Annotated in this window: 13 protein-coding genes; 11 read left to right on the plus strand and 2 right to left on the minus strand. The window is 60.7% G+C overall.

The window, feature by feature from the left end:
• Window positions 1-14 precede the first annotated feature (14 nt).
• Complete coding sequence (locus tag GNF76_RS23900; protein WP_155585545.1) at window positions 15-2,180, minus strand: condensation domain-containing protein; 2,166 nt, start codon at window positions 2,178-2,180, stop codon at window positions 15-17.
• 229 nt (window positions 2,181-2,409) lie between these two features.
• Here GNF76_RS23900 and GNF76_RS23905 point away from each other — a divergent pair, with 229 nt between their 5' ends.
• The 11 genes from GNF76_RS23905 (at window position 2,410) to GNF76_RS23955 (ending at window position 17,865) form a co-directional block, all read left to right on the plus strand.
• Entirely contained in the window at window positions 2,410-2,928 is a 519-nt protein-coding gene (locus GNF76_RS23905) for a sigma-70 family RNA polymerase sigma factor (protein ID WP_169355516.1), read from the plus strand.
• Between the two features lie 144 nt (window positions 2,929-3,072).
• Window positions 3,073-4,866: an ABC transporter ATP-binding protein gene (locus GNF76_RS23910; protein ID WP_155585546.1), complete on the plus strand. Its 1,794-nt coding sequence runs from the start codon at window positions 3,073-3,075 to the stop codon at window positions 4,864-4,866.
• Window positions 4,860-6,629 (plus strand): ABC transporter ATP-binding protein, encoded by a 1,770-nt coding sequence (locus tag GNF76_RS23915; RefSeq protein WP_155585547.1) that lies wholly within the window; start codon window positions 4,860-4,862, stop codon window positions 6,627-6,629. Before GNF76_RS23910 ends, GNF76_RS23915 begins: the two co-directional genes overlap by 7 nt.
• Window positions 6,626-7,570: an ABC transporter permease gene (locus GNF76_RS23920; RefSeq protein ID WP_155585548.1), complete on the plus strand. Its 945-nt coding sequence runs from the start codon at window positions 6,626-6,628 to the stop codon at window positions 7,568-7,570. Before GNF76_RS23915 ends, GNF76_RS23920 begins: the two co-directional genes overlap by 4 nt.
• On the plus strand, window positions 7,567-8,517 hold the full coding sequence (locus tag GNF76_RS23925; protein ID WP_155585549.1) for an iron chelate uptake ABC transporter family permease subunit: 951 nt from the start codon (window positions 7,567-7,569) through the stop codon (window positions 8,515-8,517). Before GNF76_RS23920 ends, GNF76_RS23925 begins: the two co-directional genes overlap by 4 nt.
• Window positions 8,514-9,296, plus strand: a complete 783-nt coding sequence (locus tag GNF76_RS23930) for an iron ABC transporter ATP-binding protein (protein WP_155585550.1) — start codon at window positions 8,514-8,516, stop codon at window positions 9,294-9,296. The genes GNF76_RS23925 and GNF76_RS23930 overlap by 4 nt, the downstream gene beginning before the upstream one ends.
• Entirely contained in the window at window positions 9,293-10,276 is a 984-nt protein-coding gene (locus GNF76_RS23935) for a siderophore ABC transporter substrate-binding protein (RefSeq protein WP_155585551.1), read from the plus strand. The genes GNF76_RS23930 and GNF76_RS23935 overlap by 4 nt, the downstream gene beginning before the upstream one ends.
• Window positions 10,277-10,440: 164 nt before the next feature.
• Window positions 10,441-12,693, plus strand: coding sequence for a TonB-dependent receptor (locus tag GNF76_RS23940; RefSeq protein ID WP_155585552.1), 2,253 nt, complete (start codon window positions 10,441-10,443; stop codon window positions 12,691-12,693).
• A 429-nt stretch (window positions 12,694-13,122) separates the two neighbouring features.
• Window positions 13,123-14,115, plus strand: coding sequence for a DUF2157 domain-containing protein (locus GNF76_RS23945; RefSeq protein ID WP_155585553.1), 993 nt, complete (start codon window positions 13,123-13,125; stop codon window positions 14,113-14,115).
• A complete protein-coding gene (locus GNF76_RS23950) occupies window positions 14,112-15,140 on the plus strand; it encodes a DUF2157 domain-containing protein (RefSeq protein ID WP_155585554.1) in 1,029 nt (342 codons plus the stop codon). Before GNF76_RS23945 ends, GNF76_RS23950 begins: the two co-directional genes overlap by 4 nt.
• A 169-nt stretch (window positions 15,141-15,309) precedes the next feature.
• Window positions 15,310-17,865, plus strand: coding sequence for a bifunctional diguanylate cyclase/phosphodiesterase (locus GNF76_RS23955; RefSeq protein ID WP_155585555.1), 2,556 nt, complete (start codon window positions 15,310-15,312; stop codon window positions 17,863-17,865).
• Here GNF76_RS23955 and mug read toward each other — a convergent pair.
• Window positions 17,862-18,371, minus strand: a complete 510-nt coding sequence (gene mug, locus GNF76_RS23960) for a G/U mismatch-specific DNA glycosylase (protein ID WP_155585556.1) — start codon at window positions 18,369-18,371, stop codon at window positions 17,862-17,864. The genes GNF76_RS23955 and mug overlap by 4 nt on opposite strands.
• Window positions 18,372-18,377 lie beyond the last annotated feature (6 nt).

Consider the following 18,377-nt stretch of genomic DNA (forward strand, 5'->3'; position numbering starts at 1 on the left):
CCCTGATCGGAGGGTTATGTGCGGATATGGTCCAGGACGATGCTGGCTGCATCGGGCGTCGTGAACAACGCGAACACCTGATCAATCGTCGCACTGAGGCGCGCCATCTGTTCTGCGCTGTAGCGGTCCGAACGGTAAGTGATGACCAGGCGCAGTGAGCGCTTGCCGTCGATCATGTTCTCCATGATCTCGAACTGAATGCCGAACATCGACTGGTTCTTGTCCGGGTCAATCTGCCGATAGCGGATCGTCCCGGCATCGGGCGTGCTCAAGGCGCCATTCAAGGCGTTGTTGGCGTGAATCTGGATGTACACGTCGAACAGCAGGCCGTCTGCCGCCGTCATGCCCAGGGCTTGTTGGATCTGCTCCATCGGTACATCGGCGTAAGCCATGGAGTCATTGATCAAGCGGGTGACGTTTTCAATCAGTGCGCCAACGGCCTGCCGGGGATCGAACTGCACGCGGTGCGCCACCATCGTGGTGAAGTAACCCACTGTCTCGTAAAACCCGGGGTCGGTTCGGCCGGAGGCGGACGTGCCGATCACCAGGTCCTTCAAGTCACCGAGCTTATGCAGGGACAGCGCAATGGCCGTATAGACCACGCCGAACAACGACGAGTTATTCCGTCTGGCGAAGGCGTACAGGCTATCGGTAAGGTCCTGGTCAGGTTTGATTTCGAACCACTGCGCTTTCGTCGACACCTCTTTGGCTGGCACGCTGGCGTGATGGTCAGGGGAGGGCAGTGTCAGGCCGCGGGTGGCATCGCGCAGCATGCTCGTCCAGTAGTCGAGATGCTGCTGATTGATGCCGGTGGCCTGTTCACGCAAGGCGAACTCATGGAATGACGGTGCAGGCGTTTCCCAGGTGGGCGCTTTGTCGGCGGCACGGGCAAGGTAGGCCTGAGCCAATTCTTCCATCATGACGTTGAGCGACCATTCATCAATCGCCATGTGATGCACCAGCAATGACAGGGTTTGGCGCTGGCGTTGCGCGTCGTAAATGAAGCGCACCCTGAGGGGCAGTTCGCGGGTCAGGTCGAACTGATAAGTGGCTTCGCTTTTCAGCGTCGCACCCTGGCTTTCATGGCTTGGCCAGAACCACTTGTAGTCGGACAGTTGCGTGATCGGCACGATCTGCTGGTACGCGTCATTGTTCTCGAAGTGGAAGGTTGAGCGCAGGCTGGCGTGGCGTTTCAGCAGGTCGCAGAAGGCCTGCTCGAACAGCGCTTCATCCACCTTGTCGAGGAAGTCCAGGGCAAAGGGCAGGTTGAAAATCGTGCCGAACTCAAAGGCCACGTAAGCCCGTCCGAGAGAGGCCTGGGCCAGGGCGAAAGGTGCTTTTTGCACGTCTTGCGCCAGGCCCGTAGCAGAAGCGGTCTTGTCTTGAGCAATGACGTGGGCGCGCGATGCCAGGGCGGCTGCCGACGGCGCGCTGAAAAAGTCATTGAACTGGACTTCAATGCCATGGCTGCTCAACAGCTTGCCAATGATGCGGGTGGCCAGCAGCGAATGACCGCCAAAATCAAAGAAGTCATCGGTGAGTTGCATCTCGGGTTCTGCCAGGGCACCGCGGAACTCGCCAAGAATAATCGTCGCGACTTCGCTGTTGTTGGCCGCAGGCAGGGTGCTGGGCGCACTGGCCGGTGGCGATAGAACTTCGCCATCCGCCTGGCGGCGCAACCAGGGCGTGTCGCTGGCCGAGTGGCCTACATAGGCGCTCAAGACCCGGCAATACAGGTTGTCTTCCCGGCAGGTCTGGTCGAGGATCTGGTGGAGTACGAAGCCGAGGATAACGTCGTGCCCGGTTTGAATAATCAGTGCCTTGAACGGCGGCTGGCTTTGCGCATCCCATGGTGCCGTTTGCTGCGAGAGCAACTGCTCGGTGGCTTCAACGTCGGAGTGTGAGCGCATGATTTCAACGCAAGACTGCCAGTCATTGGCGTGCACTTTGTGCACTTCGCCGTCGTCGTTGAACTGATAGCGTGCATTCAGATCGGGCAGTGTTTCGATGACAGTCTTGATCGCCCGCTCGAGCCTTGAAAGGTCGATGTCGGCGTCGAACCGCCAGGCGCTGAAATGTTTGAGCGTACGTTCGGGGTATTGCTGCTGCAAGAGCCAGAAATGCTCTTCGTCACCTGAGACAGACAGTTTCGGTAACGAATCTGGATTGAGTTCCATCATGGAAATTTCCCGCCTTATCAAACTGAACAGTAAGAAGTAGAGATGGCACGAAGTGCCGACAGACCGATCCTCGGTCTGCTGTAACGCCCAGGAGTCCGGGCGTCAGAGAAGGTGCAAGCAGGTCGCATTGCAGGGGCTCTATGAACGCCGTATGATATTAAATAATAATCATACCTATTCGCATTAGTCAAAAATTGATCGCGGATGTCATCGTCTCAGGAGAGGTGTTGTGGACAACGGAGCGTTCGCGTCCAGGCAGCAATTTGAAAAGCTGTATGTCGACCACCACAGTTGGCTGTGCAGCCTGTTGCGCCGCAAGCTGGGCAACTCGGTCGATGCCGCCGATCTGGCCCACGATGTCTATCTCAATCTGATCAAGAAGGGCCGGGTGCCCTCCACCGAGGATTCTCGCTGCCACCTGACCCAAATCGCCAAAGGCATGGTGATCGACCTGTATCGCCGCCGCCGTCTTGAGGCCTGCCATCTGGAGGCGCTCAAGTTGCAGGCCGAACCTCTCGCGCCTTCAGAAGAGCGACGCGCCCTGGTGACTGAAACGCTGACGCAGATCGATGACGCATTGCACAGCAAACCGGCCAAGACTCGCCAGGCGCTGCTGCTGTGCAAGTTGCATGGCATGGGCCACCGTGACATTGCCACCGAGTTGAAGGTGTCGGTGTCTTCCGTCGAGAAGTACATCGCTTCAGGCCTGCGAGCCTGCTACCCGTTCGTGCCCGGGCTCGGGCCTTGAACGGCCTCGCAAATTAATGAACATCTCGATTGAGGATTTTGCGTTGCCGTTCGGAATACAAGGTACGCAGCGCGCAAACCCCTCGAGTGCAAAGGAAGTCAGGCATGCCTTCAGGCTGCCTGCAGTGGTTATTCAGGAGAGCTCATGAGTGTTAAAGATGAACCCGCCACGACTGGCTCGGTATCCCAGGTACTCAGGCCCATACGTGGGCGACTGATTATTGCGGCGGTGTTGGCCGCTATCGGCACCATGCTGACACTGGTGCCCCTGGCCGGTATCGCCCATGTCGCTCAGCTTGCAATGGGTCAGGCCGACGTTGCTACCGCCTGGGGCCAGATGCAGGATCAGGTCTGGCGGGTGGTCATCATCAGTCTGGTCTGCCTGTTCCTGGGGATGACGCTGATCTCGATGGGCGAAATGGTCGCGCACCTGGCCGACAATCACATCACCGGCCATTTGCGCCGGGCGATTACCCGGCGGCTGGCCAAGGTGCCACTGGGCTGGTTTACCAGCCGGGCCTCGGGCGAGGTCAAGCAAGCGATGCAGGATGACATCGGCACGCTGCACAGCCTGACCGCGCATTTCTTTACCACGCTGGGCCGCACTATCGGCGCGATTGTTATCTCGATCCTCTACCTGTTCGCCATGGACTGGCGCATGGCGATTGTCTCGCTGCTGCCGTTCCCGCTGTTTTTCCTGTTCTTCTCCAGGGCCACCAAGGCCAGCGGGGCGAACATGCAGTCATTTGGCGCTGGCATGGCGCGCATCAACAACGCAGTGGTTGAGTTCGTCAACGGCATTCCCGTGGTCAAGGCTTTCGGTGTCGAAGGCAAGGCCCATGGCAGCTACCGCGAGGCGGTCGATGGCTTCGCTGACGCGTTTAACGACTTCACTCGGCCGCTGGTCAGTGCGATGGCCAACGCCCACGCGATGATCGCCCCGGTGGCGGTACTTGGCGTGGTGCTGGCGTTTGGCACGTTGTGGGTGAGCCTGGGCTGGATCACGCCGGTCGAGGTGTTGCCCTTCGCTCTGGTGGCGCCGGGCATCTGCGCACCCCTGCTGCTGCTGAGCTACGTCACCCACGACTTGAACAATGCCACCGGCGCTGCCCAGCGCGTGCATACGCTGCTGCAAACACCGGTGTTGGAAACCTTGGCGGGCGCCGCGCCGACGCTGGCGGACAATGCCGAAATTCGTGTCGAGCAACTCGGCTATAGCTACGACGGCCAAACCCCGGTGCTCAAGGATGTCAGCTTCACCCTCAAGCCTGGCACGGTGACGGCGATTGTCGGTGCTTCCGGCTCGGGCAAGTCGACCTTGGCCCGCCTGTTGCTGCGTTTCTTCGATCCGAGTGAAGGGCGCATCACCCTGGGCGGCGTCGACCTCAGGCAGATCGAGAGCGCGCAGTTGTACCGGCGCATCGGCTTTGTGCTGCAGGAAGTGCGCCTTATCCATGCCAGCCTGCGCGACAACATCGCCTTGGGCCGCCCCTCGGCCAGCCAGCAGGAAATCGAAGAGGCCGCCCGCACCGCCAACATTCACGAGCGCATCCTCGCCTTGCCACGGGGTTACGACTCGGTGATCGGTGAGGATGTGCAGCTTTCCGGCGGCGAGTTGCAGCGTGTGAGTATCGCCCGCGCCGTACTGCTTGATCCGCCGGTGCTGGTGCTCGATGAAGCCACGGCGGCCGCCGATGCCGAGAATGAAGTGAAGCTCCAGCAAGCGCTGTCGCGATTCGCCCAGGGCCGCACCTTGATGGTGATCGCGCACCGGCTCGATACGGTGATGCACGCCGACCAGATCATCCTGATCGACAACGGCACGATCTGCGAGCAGGGACGTCACCACGAACTGCTCGCCCGCAAAGGCCGCTACGCCCGACTGTGGGCGCTGGGCGGCTACGAACAGGCCAAGGAACAGGCGGTATCGTCATGCTGAAAACCTTTATTCAACTGCTGGGTGAAGAGGCCCCGGTACTGCGCCGGTACCTCTGGATGACGCTGGTCTACGGCCTGCTCTGCGGGCTGACGATTGTCACCCTGGTGCCGGTGCTCACCCATCTGTTGGGCAGTGATGTGCGCTCGGCAGGGCAATGGCTGATCGCGCTGGTGATCGGTGTGGTGGTGTGCTGGGCGCTACGACGCACCGTGGAAAAAGCCGGTATCCGTGTCGGCATCGCCGTTCTCCAGCGTGGCCGTCATCGGCTCGGCGACCATGTGGCGCGTCTGCCGGTGGGCTGGTTCAACGCACAAAACACCGCACGGCTGAGCCATGTGACCTCCCAGGGCATGATGGAAATGGCCCAGCTACCCGCTCACGTTTTTACGCCGCTGATCACGGGTGTGGTTACACCGGTAGTGATCCTTGTTGCGTTGTTCGCGTTGCATTGGCAAATGGGGTTGATCGCACTGGTGACACTGCCGATCCTGTTTGGTGTCTTTGCGCTGACCGCTCACTTGGGCCAGCGTGCCGACCAAAGCTTCCAGCACAACGCCGCGCATGCCAGCCAGCGCATGGTTGAGTTTGCCCAGGCGCAATCGGTGCTACGCGCCTTCAATGGCGAGGACGGCGGTACCCAGTTTCTCGAGCAGGCCATCGGGCGCCAGCAGCAGTCTGCAAAGCGGCTGATTCACGTCTCGGCGATGTCGGTGGTGTTCAACGCCTGGGCGGTACAGGCCGGCTTCGCCGTGTTGCTGGTGGCCGCCACGCTATGGCTCGGTGACCAGTTGGGCGCAAGCCTGGAACCGGGTTCGGTCATCGCCGTGATCGTGTCGTTGCTGCTGGTCAGTCGCTTCATCGACCCGTTGCTGGAAGTGGCCGGTTATAGCGAGGTGCTGCGTGGCGCGCGCGGTCAGCTGGATGCGGTGCGCGGGATCTTTGCGGTCAAGCCCCTGCCTGAGCCGCAGGCCCCGCAAGCGCCGGTCGATGGATCTGTTGAGTTGCGCAACGTGAGCTTTCGCTATGCCGAGGATCAGGCTGATGTACTGCGCGATGTCAGCCTGCGTATCGAGCCCGGCAGCATGACCGCGCTGGTCGGTGCTTCCGGCTCGGGCAAGACCACCCTGGTGCGGCTGATTGCGCGCTTCTTCGACGTGACGCAGGGCAGCGTGATCGTGGGCGGTGTGGATGTCCGACAGATGTCCAGTGAACAATTGGCCGGTCAGATCAGCCAGATCTTTCAGGACGCTTACCTGTTCCAGGGCAGCATCGCCGACAACATCCGCATCGGTAAACCCGATGCCAGCGATACCCAGGTGATGGAAGCGGCACAACAAGCCGGGGTCGTGGAGATCATCGAGCGCCTGCCCCAAGGCCTGGATACACCGGTGGGCGAGGGCGGTGCACGACTGTCCGGCGGTGAGCGCCAGCGGATTTCCATCGCCCGTGCGCTGATCAAGGACGCGCCGATTCTGTTGGTCGACGAAGCCACTGCCGCTCTCGACGCCGAGAACCAGGCCGCCATTGCCGAAGCACTCGCCCGCTTGCGCGGCACCCGCACGCTGATCGTCATTGCGCATCAGCTGTCGACGGTGGCCATGGCCGACCAGATTGTGGTGCTTGATCACGGCCAGATCAGCGAGCAGGGTTCCCATGCGCAATTGAGTGCCACGCCAGGGCTCTACGCGCACTTTCTCGCGCAACGCCGAGCCGCGAAAGGCTGGCGGATTGCCGGGACGTCTGACAGTGAGGGCGGTTCTTGAGTCGTGCAGCCTTACTGATCCTGTTTGCCGTGCTCTGTTGCCTTTCGTTGATGGTGGGGGTCAAACAGGTTTCCTGGACCGAACTGTTCACGTTTTCCGATGACGCCTGGCTGACCCTGACTGCCAGCCGCCTTCCACGCCTCGCTGCCCTGATCCTGACTGGAGTGGGGCTGGCCGTGTGTGGTGTGATCCTGCAGCAGATCGTGCGTAACCGCTTCGTAGAACCGGCGACTTCCGGCGGCCTGGATGCAGCAAAGCTGGGCATCCTGATTTCACTGACGGTGGCGCCCGCCGCCGGTGCGGCCGGCCGGATGCTGTTTGCCCTGGCGTTCTGCTTTGCGGCGAGCCTGCTCTATGTCGCGATCATCCGCCGTATCAAGTTCAAGAACACCGTGATGGTTCCGGTCATTGGCCTGATGTACGGCAGCGTATTGAGCGCCATCGCCGAGTTCTACGCCTACCGTCACAACATCTTGCAGAGCATGCAGGGCTGGATGCTCGGTGACTTCTCGAAGATCGTCCAGGGCAACTACGAGATCATCTACCTGATCTTGCCGATCGTGGTGCTCACTTATCTATTCGCGCACCGCTTTACCGTGCTCGGTATGGGCGAGGGCATGGCCAGCAGCCTGGGCCTGAACTACGCGGCTAACGCGGCACTGGGGCTGATGCTGGTGGCGGTCACTGTCTCTGCCACGGTGATTACCGTGGGGGCGATTCCCTTTGTCGGGTTGGTGATTCCCAATCTGGTGGCGCTGCACTACGGCGAGAACCTGGAGCGAACATTGCCCATCGTCGCCCTGTGCGGCGCGTCGCTGTTGTTGGCGTGCGACATCCTCGGCCGTTTGCTGATCTACCCCTTCGAAGTGCCCATCGGCCTGACGGCGGGCAGTGTGGGCGGTGTGTTGTTCCTCGTGCTGCTGATCAGGAAGTACACATGAGAGGCGTGGCTACCCGCTATGGCCTCTGGGGGCTGGTGCTGATCCTGGCGATAGCGTTCCTGTTGCTGGGCTCAGGCTTTGACTTCGAGTACGTCATTCCCAAGCGGCTGACCCGTTTGGCCGCGATGGGCATTGCCGGGGTCTGCATTGCCTATTCTTCGGTGATTTTCCAGACCATTGCCGGCAACCGGATACTGACGCCGGCGATCATGGGGTACGAGGCAATCTACCTGCTGTTCCAGGCTCTGCTGATCCTGGTGCTGGGCACCCAGAGCCTGGTGCTGCTGGGGCGTAACGGCAATGTGTTGCTGTCGATCCTGCTGATGCTCGCCTATTCGTGGCTCATTCACCGCTGGCTGTTCCGTGACGGACGCAACAACGTGTACCTGCTGCTCCTGCTGGGGCTGGTACTGAGCATGGTGATGGGGACCTTTACCCAGTTTATCCAGCTGAAGATCAGCCCCGGCGAGTTCTCGATTTTCCAGGGCTTCAACTACGCCTCCTTCAACAAGGCGCAACCCGGGCAAGTGATCTATTCGGGCCTGCTGGTGGCGGTGGTGTGCTGCATCGCGCAAAGAACCTTGCCGGTGCTCGATGTGCTGTCGCTGGGGCGTGACCAGGCGATTTCCCTGGGGGTCGATTATCAGCGCAGCGTGCGTCTGCAACTTGCGCTGATCGCGATGCTGGTGGCGGTCTCCACCAGCCTCGTCGGGCCGACGGCCTTCATGGGCGTGTTCGTGGCGAACATCACCTATGCGCTTGCCCGCACCGCCCGGCACAGGGTGACGCTGCCCATGAGTTGCGCCATCGCCATCGGCATTTTCATCATCGCCCAGTACCTGGTCGAGCAGATGTTCAACTACAACACCTCCGTCAGCATTCTCATCAACCTGGTGTGTGGCGTGTATTTCCTCGCGCTGATGGTTCGAACCCGAGGCGCCCCATGATTTCCCTCAGTCACGTCTATAAGGCGTATGGCAACAAGCACGTCCTGAGCGACGTCAGCGTTCAGTTCCCGCCAGGGCAGGTGACCTCGCTGATTGGCCCCAACGGGGCAGGCAAGACCACGTTGCTGATGTTGATCGCGCGCCTGTTGGCACCAACCCGGGGCGACCTGCTGATTGGCGGGCGCAGCATTGCGGATGTGCCGATCCGCGACTATGCCAAGCGCGTCGCCACCTTGCGTCAATCCCCCGACTTCAACCTGCGGTTGACCGTTGAAGAACTGGTGGCCTTCGGGCGCTTTCCCTACAGCCGTGGGGCGCTCACCGCTCACGATCGCCAGGCCATCGACGAGGCCATCGAGTTTCTGTCGCTGCAACCGCTGCGTCTTTCTTACATCGATGAACTCAGCGGCGGGCAGCGGCAGATGGCGTTCCTGGCGATGACCATTGCCCAGCAAACCGATTACTTGCTGCTGGACGAGCCACTCAACAACCTCGACATGAAGCATGCCGTACAGATCATGCGCGCGCTGCGCCGCTTGTGCGACGAACAGGGGCGCACGGTAATTCTGGTGGTGCATGACATCAACTTCGCCGCCAACTATTCCGACCATATCGTGGCCATGAAAAACGGCGCGGTGCATTGCCGTGGCCCGGTGGCGGAGGTCGTCACCGAGGCGCGCTTGCGCGATCTGTTTGATCTGGATTTCGAGATCCTGCAGAGCGAGCAGGGGTTCGTCTGCAACTACTTCAACCCATCACCGTCAAGGGAGCTGATATGAGCACCGGTAACGCAAAAAGAATCTGTGGGGCACTGCTGGCAGTCGCTGTGGCGGCCGGTCTGCAAGGATGTGACAAGCCGTCGGCAGAGGCGCCTGCGCCCGCCACCGCGCAGGCGCACTACGAGCCGATCAAGATCGAGCATCCGTTGGGGACGACGGTGATCACCAAGCTTCCGGAGCGCGTGGTGGCCTTCGACATGAGTGAGCTCGATACACTCGACCAACTGGGTGCGCCGGTGGTGGGCATCGCCAAGGACTATGTCGCCAACTTCCTCGTCAAGTACCGTGACGACCCGAACATCATGGATGTGGGGTCGACCATCCAGCCCAACCTTGAGCGGTTGCATGCCCTCAAGCCCGACCTGATCCTGATCTCGCCGCTCCAGGCGCAGAGCTACGCGGAGTTGAGCCAGATCGCGCCGACGGTCTATGACGATGTGGACCTGACCAACAAGCAGGGCAATCTGATCACCACGGCCAAGAACCATTTGACCACCCTGGGGCAGATCTTCGGCAAGGAAGAACTGGCCCGCCAGAAAGTCGCGGAAATGGACGCCAAGGTGGAGCAGACCCGACGCGTGACCGAAGGGCGCCCCGAGAAAGCGCTGATCGTGCTGCATAACAATGGAGCCTTTACCTCCTATGGCGTGAAGTCGCGCTACGGCTTCATCTTCGACACCCTGGGCGTGAAACCGGCCAGTACCGACATCGAGGCCGGCTTGCATGGCCAGCCGATTTCCAATGAATTTATCCAGCAGGCCGATCCCGACATTCTCTACGTGATCGACCGCACGGCGGTGATGGAGCGGCGGCCGGCGCTGGATATGAAGAGCCTGGACAACCCGCTGCTGCGCAAGACCAAGGCCTGGAACAACGGGCATGTGATCTTCGTCGATGCCCAGACCTGGTACCTGTGCACCGCCAGTGTGACGTGCCTCAATCGCATGGCTGACGAGGTGGTTCAGGGCTACAAGGGCTGATCCGCCAAGCGTATTGGCAGCACAAAGGGCGGGTGCCATTTCGGTACCTGCCCTTTTTTTGTAAAAAATATATAAATGCTAATGATTGCTATTGAGGGTTTCGCGTTCTGGTTCGGAAAACCTAGTGAATACATTCCAACTCTCCGAATCGAAAGGAACCCAGCATGTCGGAACGCTGTCGCCAACATCGCGCTACCCCTGATTCACCGCAGGGTGCGCAACGCTTTACCTTGAATCGTACGTTCACTGCCGTGCAGATGGCGCTGTTGCTGGGGCTGACCGGGAGTTCCATGGCCGTGGCCGCCGAGACCCAGGAAGGTACAGGCAAAGCCAGCCTGGAGCTGTCTGAAACGCTGGTGGAGGGTGCCATGAACGCCGCCACGGACCTGCCGCCGGCTTATGCGGGAGGGCAGGTTGCCTCCGGCAGCCGCGTCGGGCTGTTGGGCAACAAGGACTTCATGGAGACGCCGTTCAACACCATCAGCTATACCGATGAGTACATTCAGAACCGCCAGGCGCAGGACATCGGTTCGGTGATCGGCGCTACCGACCCTTCGGTGTATGTGCCCACCAAGCGCAGCAACTTTGAAACCTTTTTCATTCGCGGCTTTAACAGTACTGCCGATGACATCACCTTCAACGGGTTGGTGGGCATGGCACCAAACATGCGCGGTTCTACCGAACTGGCCGAGCGCGTGGAAGTGCTCAAAGGTCCTTCCGCGCTGCTCAACGGCATGCCACCCAGCGGTACGGTGGGTGGCAGCATCAACCTGGTGCCTAAGCGCGCTGGTGATGAGCCGCTGGCACGCCTGACCACCACGTATGAATCCCGAGGTCTGGGCGGTGTGCACGCGGACCTGGGGCAGCGCTTCGGTGACCGGAAGCAGTTTGGCGTGCGCTTCAATGGGGTTTACCGTGACGGTGATACGGCAGTGGATAATCAACAGCATAAAATGGCGCTGTCCTCCCTCGGGCTGGACTGGCGCGGCGAGCGGGCTCGTTTGTCGGCCGACTTCTATAAGCAGCGTGAGCGTATCGACGGCCTCAACTACTTCGGGATCAACACGATTGGCCCCAACGTCACCCACCTGCCCAGCCCCAAGAAGGGCGATTACGCGCTGGCGCCAGATTGGGCCTACACCATCAACAACACCACCACCACGATGGTGCGGGGCGAGTATGACCTGACGGATTCGCTCACCGCCTACGCGGCGTGGGGGCAGCGTGATGGTGGTTACAACGCGCTGATCAACTCAAGCACCCTGGTGAACAACGTGGGTGACATCAGCTCTTCGGCGATTCGCTCGATCCGCAGTGGCACCCAGCAATCCGGTGAGGCTGGCTTGAAGGGCAATTTCCAGACAGGTCCCGTGGACCACGCCTGGACCATCGCCGCGACGCGCTACACCTCCGATAACAGCTTCAAGGACGCCAGGGCCGGGATTCCCGGTACCACTAACTACGACAACCTGGATTTCGGCAACGCACCGACCTTCCCGGGTTACGGCGTAACCACGTCGCAAATCAAGGCCGAACTGGGCAGCTATGCAATCGCCGATACCTTGTCCTTCGCAGATGGCCGTGTGCAGTGGACCGTCGGCGCCCGACGCCAGCGCGTGCAAAACACCAACGCCGCGTACAGCCCAACCGGCGCCACCACGAAAACCAGTTATGACGAAAGCCGGGTTTCGCCGGCCACCGCGCTTCTGGTCAAGGTGACAGACAAGGTGTCGCTCTATGCCAACTACATCGAAGGCCTGAGCCAGGGCGGTACGGCACCAGTGTCGGCAGTGAACGTCGGTGAGGTGATGCAGCCCTATCGGACCAAGCAATACGAGGTCGGCGCCAAGGTCGATCTGGGGACCTTCGCCCATACCGTCGCCCTGTTCCAGATCGAGAAGCCCAGCGCCTCCACCGATCCGGTGACCCTGATCTACAGCGTCGATGGCGAGCAGCGCAACCGTGGCGTGGAATGGTCGTTCTTCGGCGAGTTGCAACCGAGATTGCGCCTGATGGGCGGGGCGACCTACACCCAGGCGGAAATGACCAAAGTGGTCACCGGCGGCGTCAAAGACAAGCAAGTCACTGGTGTACCCAAGGTGATTGCCAAGCTGGGCACTGAATATGACCTCCTTGACGTCCCTGGGCTGACCCTGACCGGAAACATCAACCATACGGGCAAGCAATACGCGACCAATGATCATCGGGTCTCGCTGGACTCGTACACCACCTACGATGTGGGTGCCCGCTATGCCTTCAAGGTTGAAACCAAACCAGTGACCTTGCGCGCCACTGTGCAGAACGTCACCAACAAGGCGTACTGGCTCGGCTCCTGGAACGGCGGCGACGGCAGCGGCCTCTCCGGTGGCTTGGGTGCACCACGCACGGTGCTGCTCTCGGGTACCGTGGATTTCTAACGGTTTATAAACCAGGAAACCCGGCGGTCAAATCCGGGGCCTGGTGCCAGATGTACGAAGAAGCCTGCAGAAATGCAGGCTTTTTGGCTAATGCCAGTCAGTTAAGGAGTGGAGATCCAGCAACCGAAGCAAATCCAGTGTGGGAGATGTCGAGCCCCAGCGAGGCTGCGATGGCGTCGGCACCGTCAACATTGATGTTGCCTGACCCACCGCCATCGCAGCCTCGCTGGGGCTCGACAACTCCCACCTTTGATCTTCTCTATCTTGAGGGCCTGTGTTTGCTTAGCTGATCGGCATCAGGCTTTTTTACTTTGGATTTCGCTGTTTCGTTTGAAAAGCATGGTGCCCCTGCGCTGTTGTTCACTATGCTTTCGTTGCACACACAAGCCCCTCCCATTATTCGAACAATTAACACAGCGCCTGACCTCCATGAGAAAAACCACGCAGCAGCTAATGGTCCACGAAATTGCCGACTGGCAGCACCGGGGGTTGATCGATCCGCAAACCCAGGAGCGGCTGAGCGCGCCCTATCGGCGTCCCGGCCAACTGCTGTCGACGGTGTTGCAATGGCTGGGCATCGGCGCGGTGCTGCTGATTGGCATGGCCATCCTGGGTGGCGTGAGTTACCTCAGTGAGTCGGTCACCCTCGGTGTGGTGCTGTTTTTTGTCGCCGGCGTGCTGTTGTGGTGGGTCGGGGTACGCCTGGCGCGTGATCCGGCGGGGCGTATGCCGGTGACCGGTGTGGCCATTTTGACCATCGGCCTGATGCTGATCGGTGGCAGCCTGTTACTCGGCGGCATTGGCGACGAGGCGGGCGGGCTGGACCGTATCCCTCTGGCGTTGCTGGTCACTGCCTTGCTGAGTGCGGCCACGGCCTATCGTTATCGCCTGCGCTGGCCATTGTTTCTGGGACTGCTGTGTGCCTTTCACGGCCTGGGTTCCTGGGAGCGGTATGCCGGCGGTGGGTCATACCTGTTCGACATCCAGGACCCGCGCGCCATGGCGGTGATTGCCGGGCTGGCAGCGCTCCTGGGGCTTTGGCACCAGCAGGCGGAAGAAGGGCCGCTACGGCACTTCAGTGGTTTCGGGCGCTTGTATGTGATTTTCGGCTTGCTCTACTTCAACTGTTCACTGTGGTTTCTCAGCCTGGACAATTACAGCTCGTCCCAATCGGGGCTCTGGATACTGTTGTTCACCGTTGGGGCCATCAGCCAGTTGGTGATCGGCGCGCGCTTCAAGCACCCCAGCTTCACCGGGTTTGGTGTGGTGTTTCTGGGTATCGACCTGTACACGCGTTTCTACGAATACGCCTGGGACCGCCTGAGTGTCGCGGCGTTCTTCGCGGCGGCCGGGGCAGTGGGTGTGTTGCTGGGATGGGTGTTTGAACGTGCGGCGCTACGTGCCAGGGAGAATCGGTCATGAGCCCGGATCGCCGCAATCGACAAGTCCACGACGCCCTTGATCAATGGCTGCGCGAGGGTCAGATCGATCCCGCCGCCCACAGCCGTATCGGTGAACTGTATCCCTTGACCCGATGGGACTGGCGCTCACTCGGGCGTTGGTTTCTGACCTTCGGCGCCATTAGCCTCGCGGCCGGTCTGCTGTTGCTGCTGCGTGAGCACCTGACGTTCACCCTGCCCAAACTGGCGATCAGCTTGTCCGTGTTGACCCTGGGTCTGTTCGCCGTCGGGCGCTGGTTGCCCGGCAAAGGCTTGAGGATGCTGGGCAGCACCGCCGAACTGCTGGGTGGCTTTGCGTTGATCGGTGTGAGCTTTGTGGTGGGCATGATCTATTCGGACGGCTCCGGCAACTGGCCGGCGCTGCTGTTGATCGATCTGCTGGTGCTGCTGGTGCTCAGCTATGCCTTGGGCAATGTGTTGCTGCTGACGTTGTGCAGCGTGTTGTTTTTTGTCTGGTTTGGTGGCCGCACTGGGTATGTGTCCGGCTGGGGCGCCTACTGGTTCGGCATGAACTATCCGCTGCGGTTTCTCGGCGCTGCAGCGGTGCTGGTGGCTGCGGGGGCCGTGCACCTACGGTGTGAGGCCGGGTTGCTGGCCCGCTACAGCGGGTTTGCCAAGGTGTGGATTTCCTGCGGTTTGTTTGTCGGCGAGATGGCCTTGTGGCTGTTGTCGCTGTTTGGCAGCTACGACTTGATCGACGGGCCGTGGCATTTTGCCGAGGACGGTGAACTGCTGATGTTCAACCTGCTGTGGGCCGCCGTCAGCCTCGGTGTGTTGGCGTTGGGCCTGCGCCTGCGGTTCGGCATGCTGGTGGGGTATGGCGTGACGTTTTTGATCATCCAGTTGTACACCCTGTTCTTCACCCAACTGGCCGAAACCCTGGGTTGGCTGCTCAGCTTGCTGATCGCCGGCGGTGGTTTGTTGGTGCTGGTGATTTGGCTGGAGTCGCAGCGCCAGAAGCGTCGGGCGGCGACTTCAGACACCTGAGCTTGAGCGCCCGAAGGCGTTGGGGCCGACGAGCCATTGGCTTTTTTCCAGGAAACCTGAGACCTCCTGAAAAAGTGTCTATCTTCTATGAGCAAGCAGTCGCGCACGTCAGCGTGCGCAGTGTGATTTTCGGTGCGGGTTCTTAGGTCGCCATGGCGCCTGGAGCACTATGGAAAAGCTCAGCGTTGATCCCAAATCTTCGCCGGGGGGTAAAACCTCCAATCTCGCGGCTGCACGGGCCTCCTTGCTGGCCTGTTCGGCGCTTTTGCTGGCGATGTTTTTGTTGGTGGGGGTGTTGCTGATCTCCATTGCGCATCACCTGAACCACGATGCCGGTGAGCACAATCGGCTGGATATCGAAAATGCCCTGCTGTCGGTTGAAAGGACGGCGGGCTCCACGGTCAAGGACTATGCGTTCTGGGGTGACGCCTACCAGAACCTGCATCAGAAAGTCGATGTGGAATGGGCTTTTGTCCGGCAAAACGTCGGCTCTACATTATCGACCGACCTGGGGTTTCAGGGGGTCTTTGTCGTCGATCCGACCGATCGTACGGTGTATTCGGTGATTGACGGGCAGTTGCAGTCCGTTGCGGTTCAAGACTGGTTGCACACACCGATTGATACGCTATTGGCCCAGGCTCGCGAAGGCGCCGCCAACAGCCAGTCTGTCAGCCGGCTGGTCAACGCCGACGGCACACCTGCGGTACTGGCGGCCGCTGCGCTCACCCCGGGAACCGATCCCAATGTGAAGGCTGACGCGGGTCCCGCGTCGGTGCTGATATTCGTTGCCAGGCTGGGACCTGAACGCCTGGAAGCGCTGGGCCGGGATTTTGGTGTAGAGGGCTTACGGGTGGCGCCGGCCTCGGCCAGTACATCGACCCTGGCCCTCAGAGACAACGCCGGCGTTGTGCAATGGACATCAGAAGATCCTGGGCATCAGTTGCTGGTCCTGGTAGTGCCGCTGATCGCTGTGGCCGGCCTGATATTCGGCCTGATGGCCTGGTACATTCAGCGCCGGACCACCGCCGCGGCGCGAGTCATGGACAGTAATTACACCACCCTGCAAGCCAGTCGCGCGGCCCTGGCCATCAGCGAGGAGCGCTTTCGCGATGTGGCTGAAGCGGCCTCCGACTGGATCTGGGAGGTGGACGTCCATCTGCGGTTCACCTACCTGTCGGAGCGTTTTGAAGTGATCACCGGCCTTGCCCGGGCCGAGTGCCTGGGGCATGCGGTAGATGATCTGCTGACGTCCGATCAGGGCCCGCTGTCCAGCTGGTTCAAGGACCACGCCCGGCGCGTCAATGCGATCGTGCAGTGCAACTACCTGTCTGGCGACGGCAAAGTGCACATCTGCCGGCTATCGGTGCGTGAGATACCCGGGCAAGGGTATCGCGGTACCGCCAGCGACATTACCGAAGAAGTCGAAGCCCGGCGGCGCATTGAGTATTTGTCGCAGCACGACGCCTTGACGGGGTTGGCCAACCGCACACGGATGCAGGAGTTTCTGGAGGGCAAGCTCAAGGCCTCACCGACACTGGAAAGGCCGTTGGTAATGCTCAGCGTCGACCTGGACCGCTTCAAACCGGTCAATGATCTGCTGGGGCACGCGGCAGGTGACGAGGTGCTCAACCAGGTGTCCCGTCGTTTGCAGGGCTGCCTGCGGGGCGATGACCTGGTGGCGCGCATTGGCGGCGACGAGTTTGTGCTGGTGGTGGCGAACATGAGTTCGCCGCTGGAGGTTGAGACTTTGTGCAAACGCCTGATCGACGGCATCGAGCTGCCGTTTTATATCACTGAGCACGAAGTGTTTATCAGTGCCAGCATCGGTATTGCCATGGCGCCGGCGGATGCCATCCTGGCCGAAGAGCTTTTGCGCTACGCCGACATCGCGCTCTACGAAGCCAAGGACGGTGGCCGCAATACCTGGCGTTTTTATGCGGGTGACATGAACGCCCGAATCATTGAGCGTCGCCAGCTTGAAAGCGACTTGCGCCACGCGATCAAGAACGAGGAACTGCGCCTGGACTTTCAGCCGCGCTACCGCATTGAAGGCAAGCGCCTGGCCGGTGCCGAGGCCCTGGTGCGTTGGGAGCACCCACAACGCGGGCTGCTGGGGCCGGATGTCTTTATCCCGATTGCCGAGGAAACCGGGCTGATCCTGCCGCTGAGCAATTGGGTGCTGCACGCGGCCTGCAAGGCTGCCGCGCTGTGGCCTGACGACGTGATGATCTCGGTCAACCTGTCCTCCACCGAATTCCAGCGTGGGCACTTGGTAGCACGGGTCAAGTCGGTGCTGGCCGACACCGGCTTGAACCCGGCACGGCTGGAACTGGAGCTGACCGAAAGCGTGATGCTCAACGACGAAAAGATCGCCTTAAGCATCATGCAGGGCCTCAAGGCATTGGGCGTTCGCTTGCTGATGGATGACTTTGGCACGGGGTATTCGTCGCTGAGTTACCTGCGCTCATTTCCGTTCGACGGACTGAAAATCGACCGCAGTTTTGTCGGCGGCCTGACCGCCAGCGGCGGCGATCAGTCGATCATCCAGGCCATCGTCGGCCTGGGCCGGGCGCTCTCGCTGACAGTGACCGCCGAAGGCGTGGAAACCGACGACCAGCTCAAGGCCCTGAAGGATGTGCACTGCGATGAAGCGCAGGGGTTCTACCTGAGCCAGCCGATGGATGCGCAGGCGATCAGTGACCTGATTGGGGACCGCACCGATTAGCGCTCTGCGGCCAATCGCAACTGGCGGTACGCGCTCACCAATTGCTCCAGGGAAAACCCGCGATTGAGTCCGCTGGGATTGGGTAAAACCCACACCGACGCGCCTCCAAACTTTTGTGACTGTAGCCCCCAGGCAATCTCCCGTTGGCCCGACAGCGCGCTGTACGCCGCCTTACCGAGAAACGCCACGAAACCTGGCGAGTAACGCGCGACCTTCTGTTCAAAACCCGCCGCAGCCGCCTTGAACTCATGCAAAGACAGTTGATCCGCACGGGCGGTAGGCCGTTCGACAACGGTGGTTAACCCGCATCGAAACTGCAAGATGCTTCGATCGTTTTCCGGGCGTATTTCTTCCGGGGTAAAGCCAGCCAAATGCAGCGTGCGCCAGAAACGGTTGCTGCGGCCCGCAAAGTGGTGCCCTTGAGCGGCGGCGGCCATGCCGGGGTTGATGCCGCAAAACATCACCGCCAGATGCTCGGCCAGAATATCTTCAAGTCCTTCGCCCATCTCGAA

This window comes from Pseudomonas spelaei (genome assembly GCF_009724245.1).
GTDB classification, from domain to species: Bacteria; Pseudomonadota; Gammaproteobacteria; order Pseudomonadales; family Pseudomonadaceae; genus Aquipseudomonas; species Aquipseudomonas spelaei.

Bases quoted from the DNA above. Each gene is read 5' to 3' on its own strand.
- GNF76_RS23910 (WP_155585546.1), top strand. From the start codon at position 3,073: ATGAGTGTTAAAGATGAACCCGCCACGACTGGCTCGGTATCCCAGGTA.
- GNF76_RS23915 (WP_155585547.1), top strand. From the start codon at position 4,860: ATGCTGAAAACCTTTATTCAACTGCTGGGTGAAGAGGCCCCGGTACTG.
- mug (WP_155585556.1), bottom strand. From the start codon at position 18,371: ATGGGCGAAGGACTTGAAGATATTCTGGCCGAGCATCTGGCGGTGATG.
- GNF76_RS23950 (WP_155585554.1), top strand. From the start codon at position 14,112: ATGAGCCCGGATCGCCGCAATCGACAAGTCCACGACGCCCTTGATCAA.
- GNF76_RS23925 (WP_155585549.1), top strand. From the start codon at position 7,567: ATGAGAGGCGTGGCTACCCGCTATGGCCTCTGGGGGCTGGTGCTGATC.
- GNF76_RS23955 (WP_155585555.1), top strand. From the start codon at position 15,310: ATGGAAAAGCTCAGCGTTGATCCCAAATCTTCGCCGGGGGGTAAAACC.
- GNF76_RS23945 (WP_155585553.1), top strand. From the start codon at position 13,123: ATGAGAAAAACCACGCAGCAGCTAATGGTCCACGAAATTGCCGACTGG.
- GNF76_RS23935 (WP_155585551.1), top strand. From the start codon at position 9,293: ATGAGCACCGGTAACGCAAAAAGAATCTGTGGGGCACTGCTGGCAGTC.
- GNF76_RS23940 (WP_155585552.1), top strand. From the start codon at position 10,441: ATGTCGGAACGCTGTCGCCAACATCGCGCTACCCCTGATTCACCGCAG.
- GNF76_RS23930 (WP_155585550.1), top strand. From the start codon at position 8,514: ATGATTTCCCTCAGTCACGTCTATAAGGCGTATGGCAACAAGCACGTC.
- GNF76_RS23900 (WP_155585545.1), bottom strand. From the start codon at position 2,180: ATGATGGAACTCAATCCAGATTCGTTACCGAAACTGTCTGTCTCAGGT.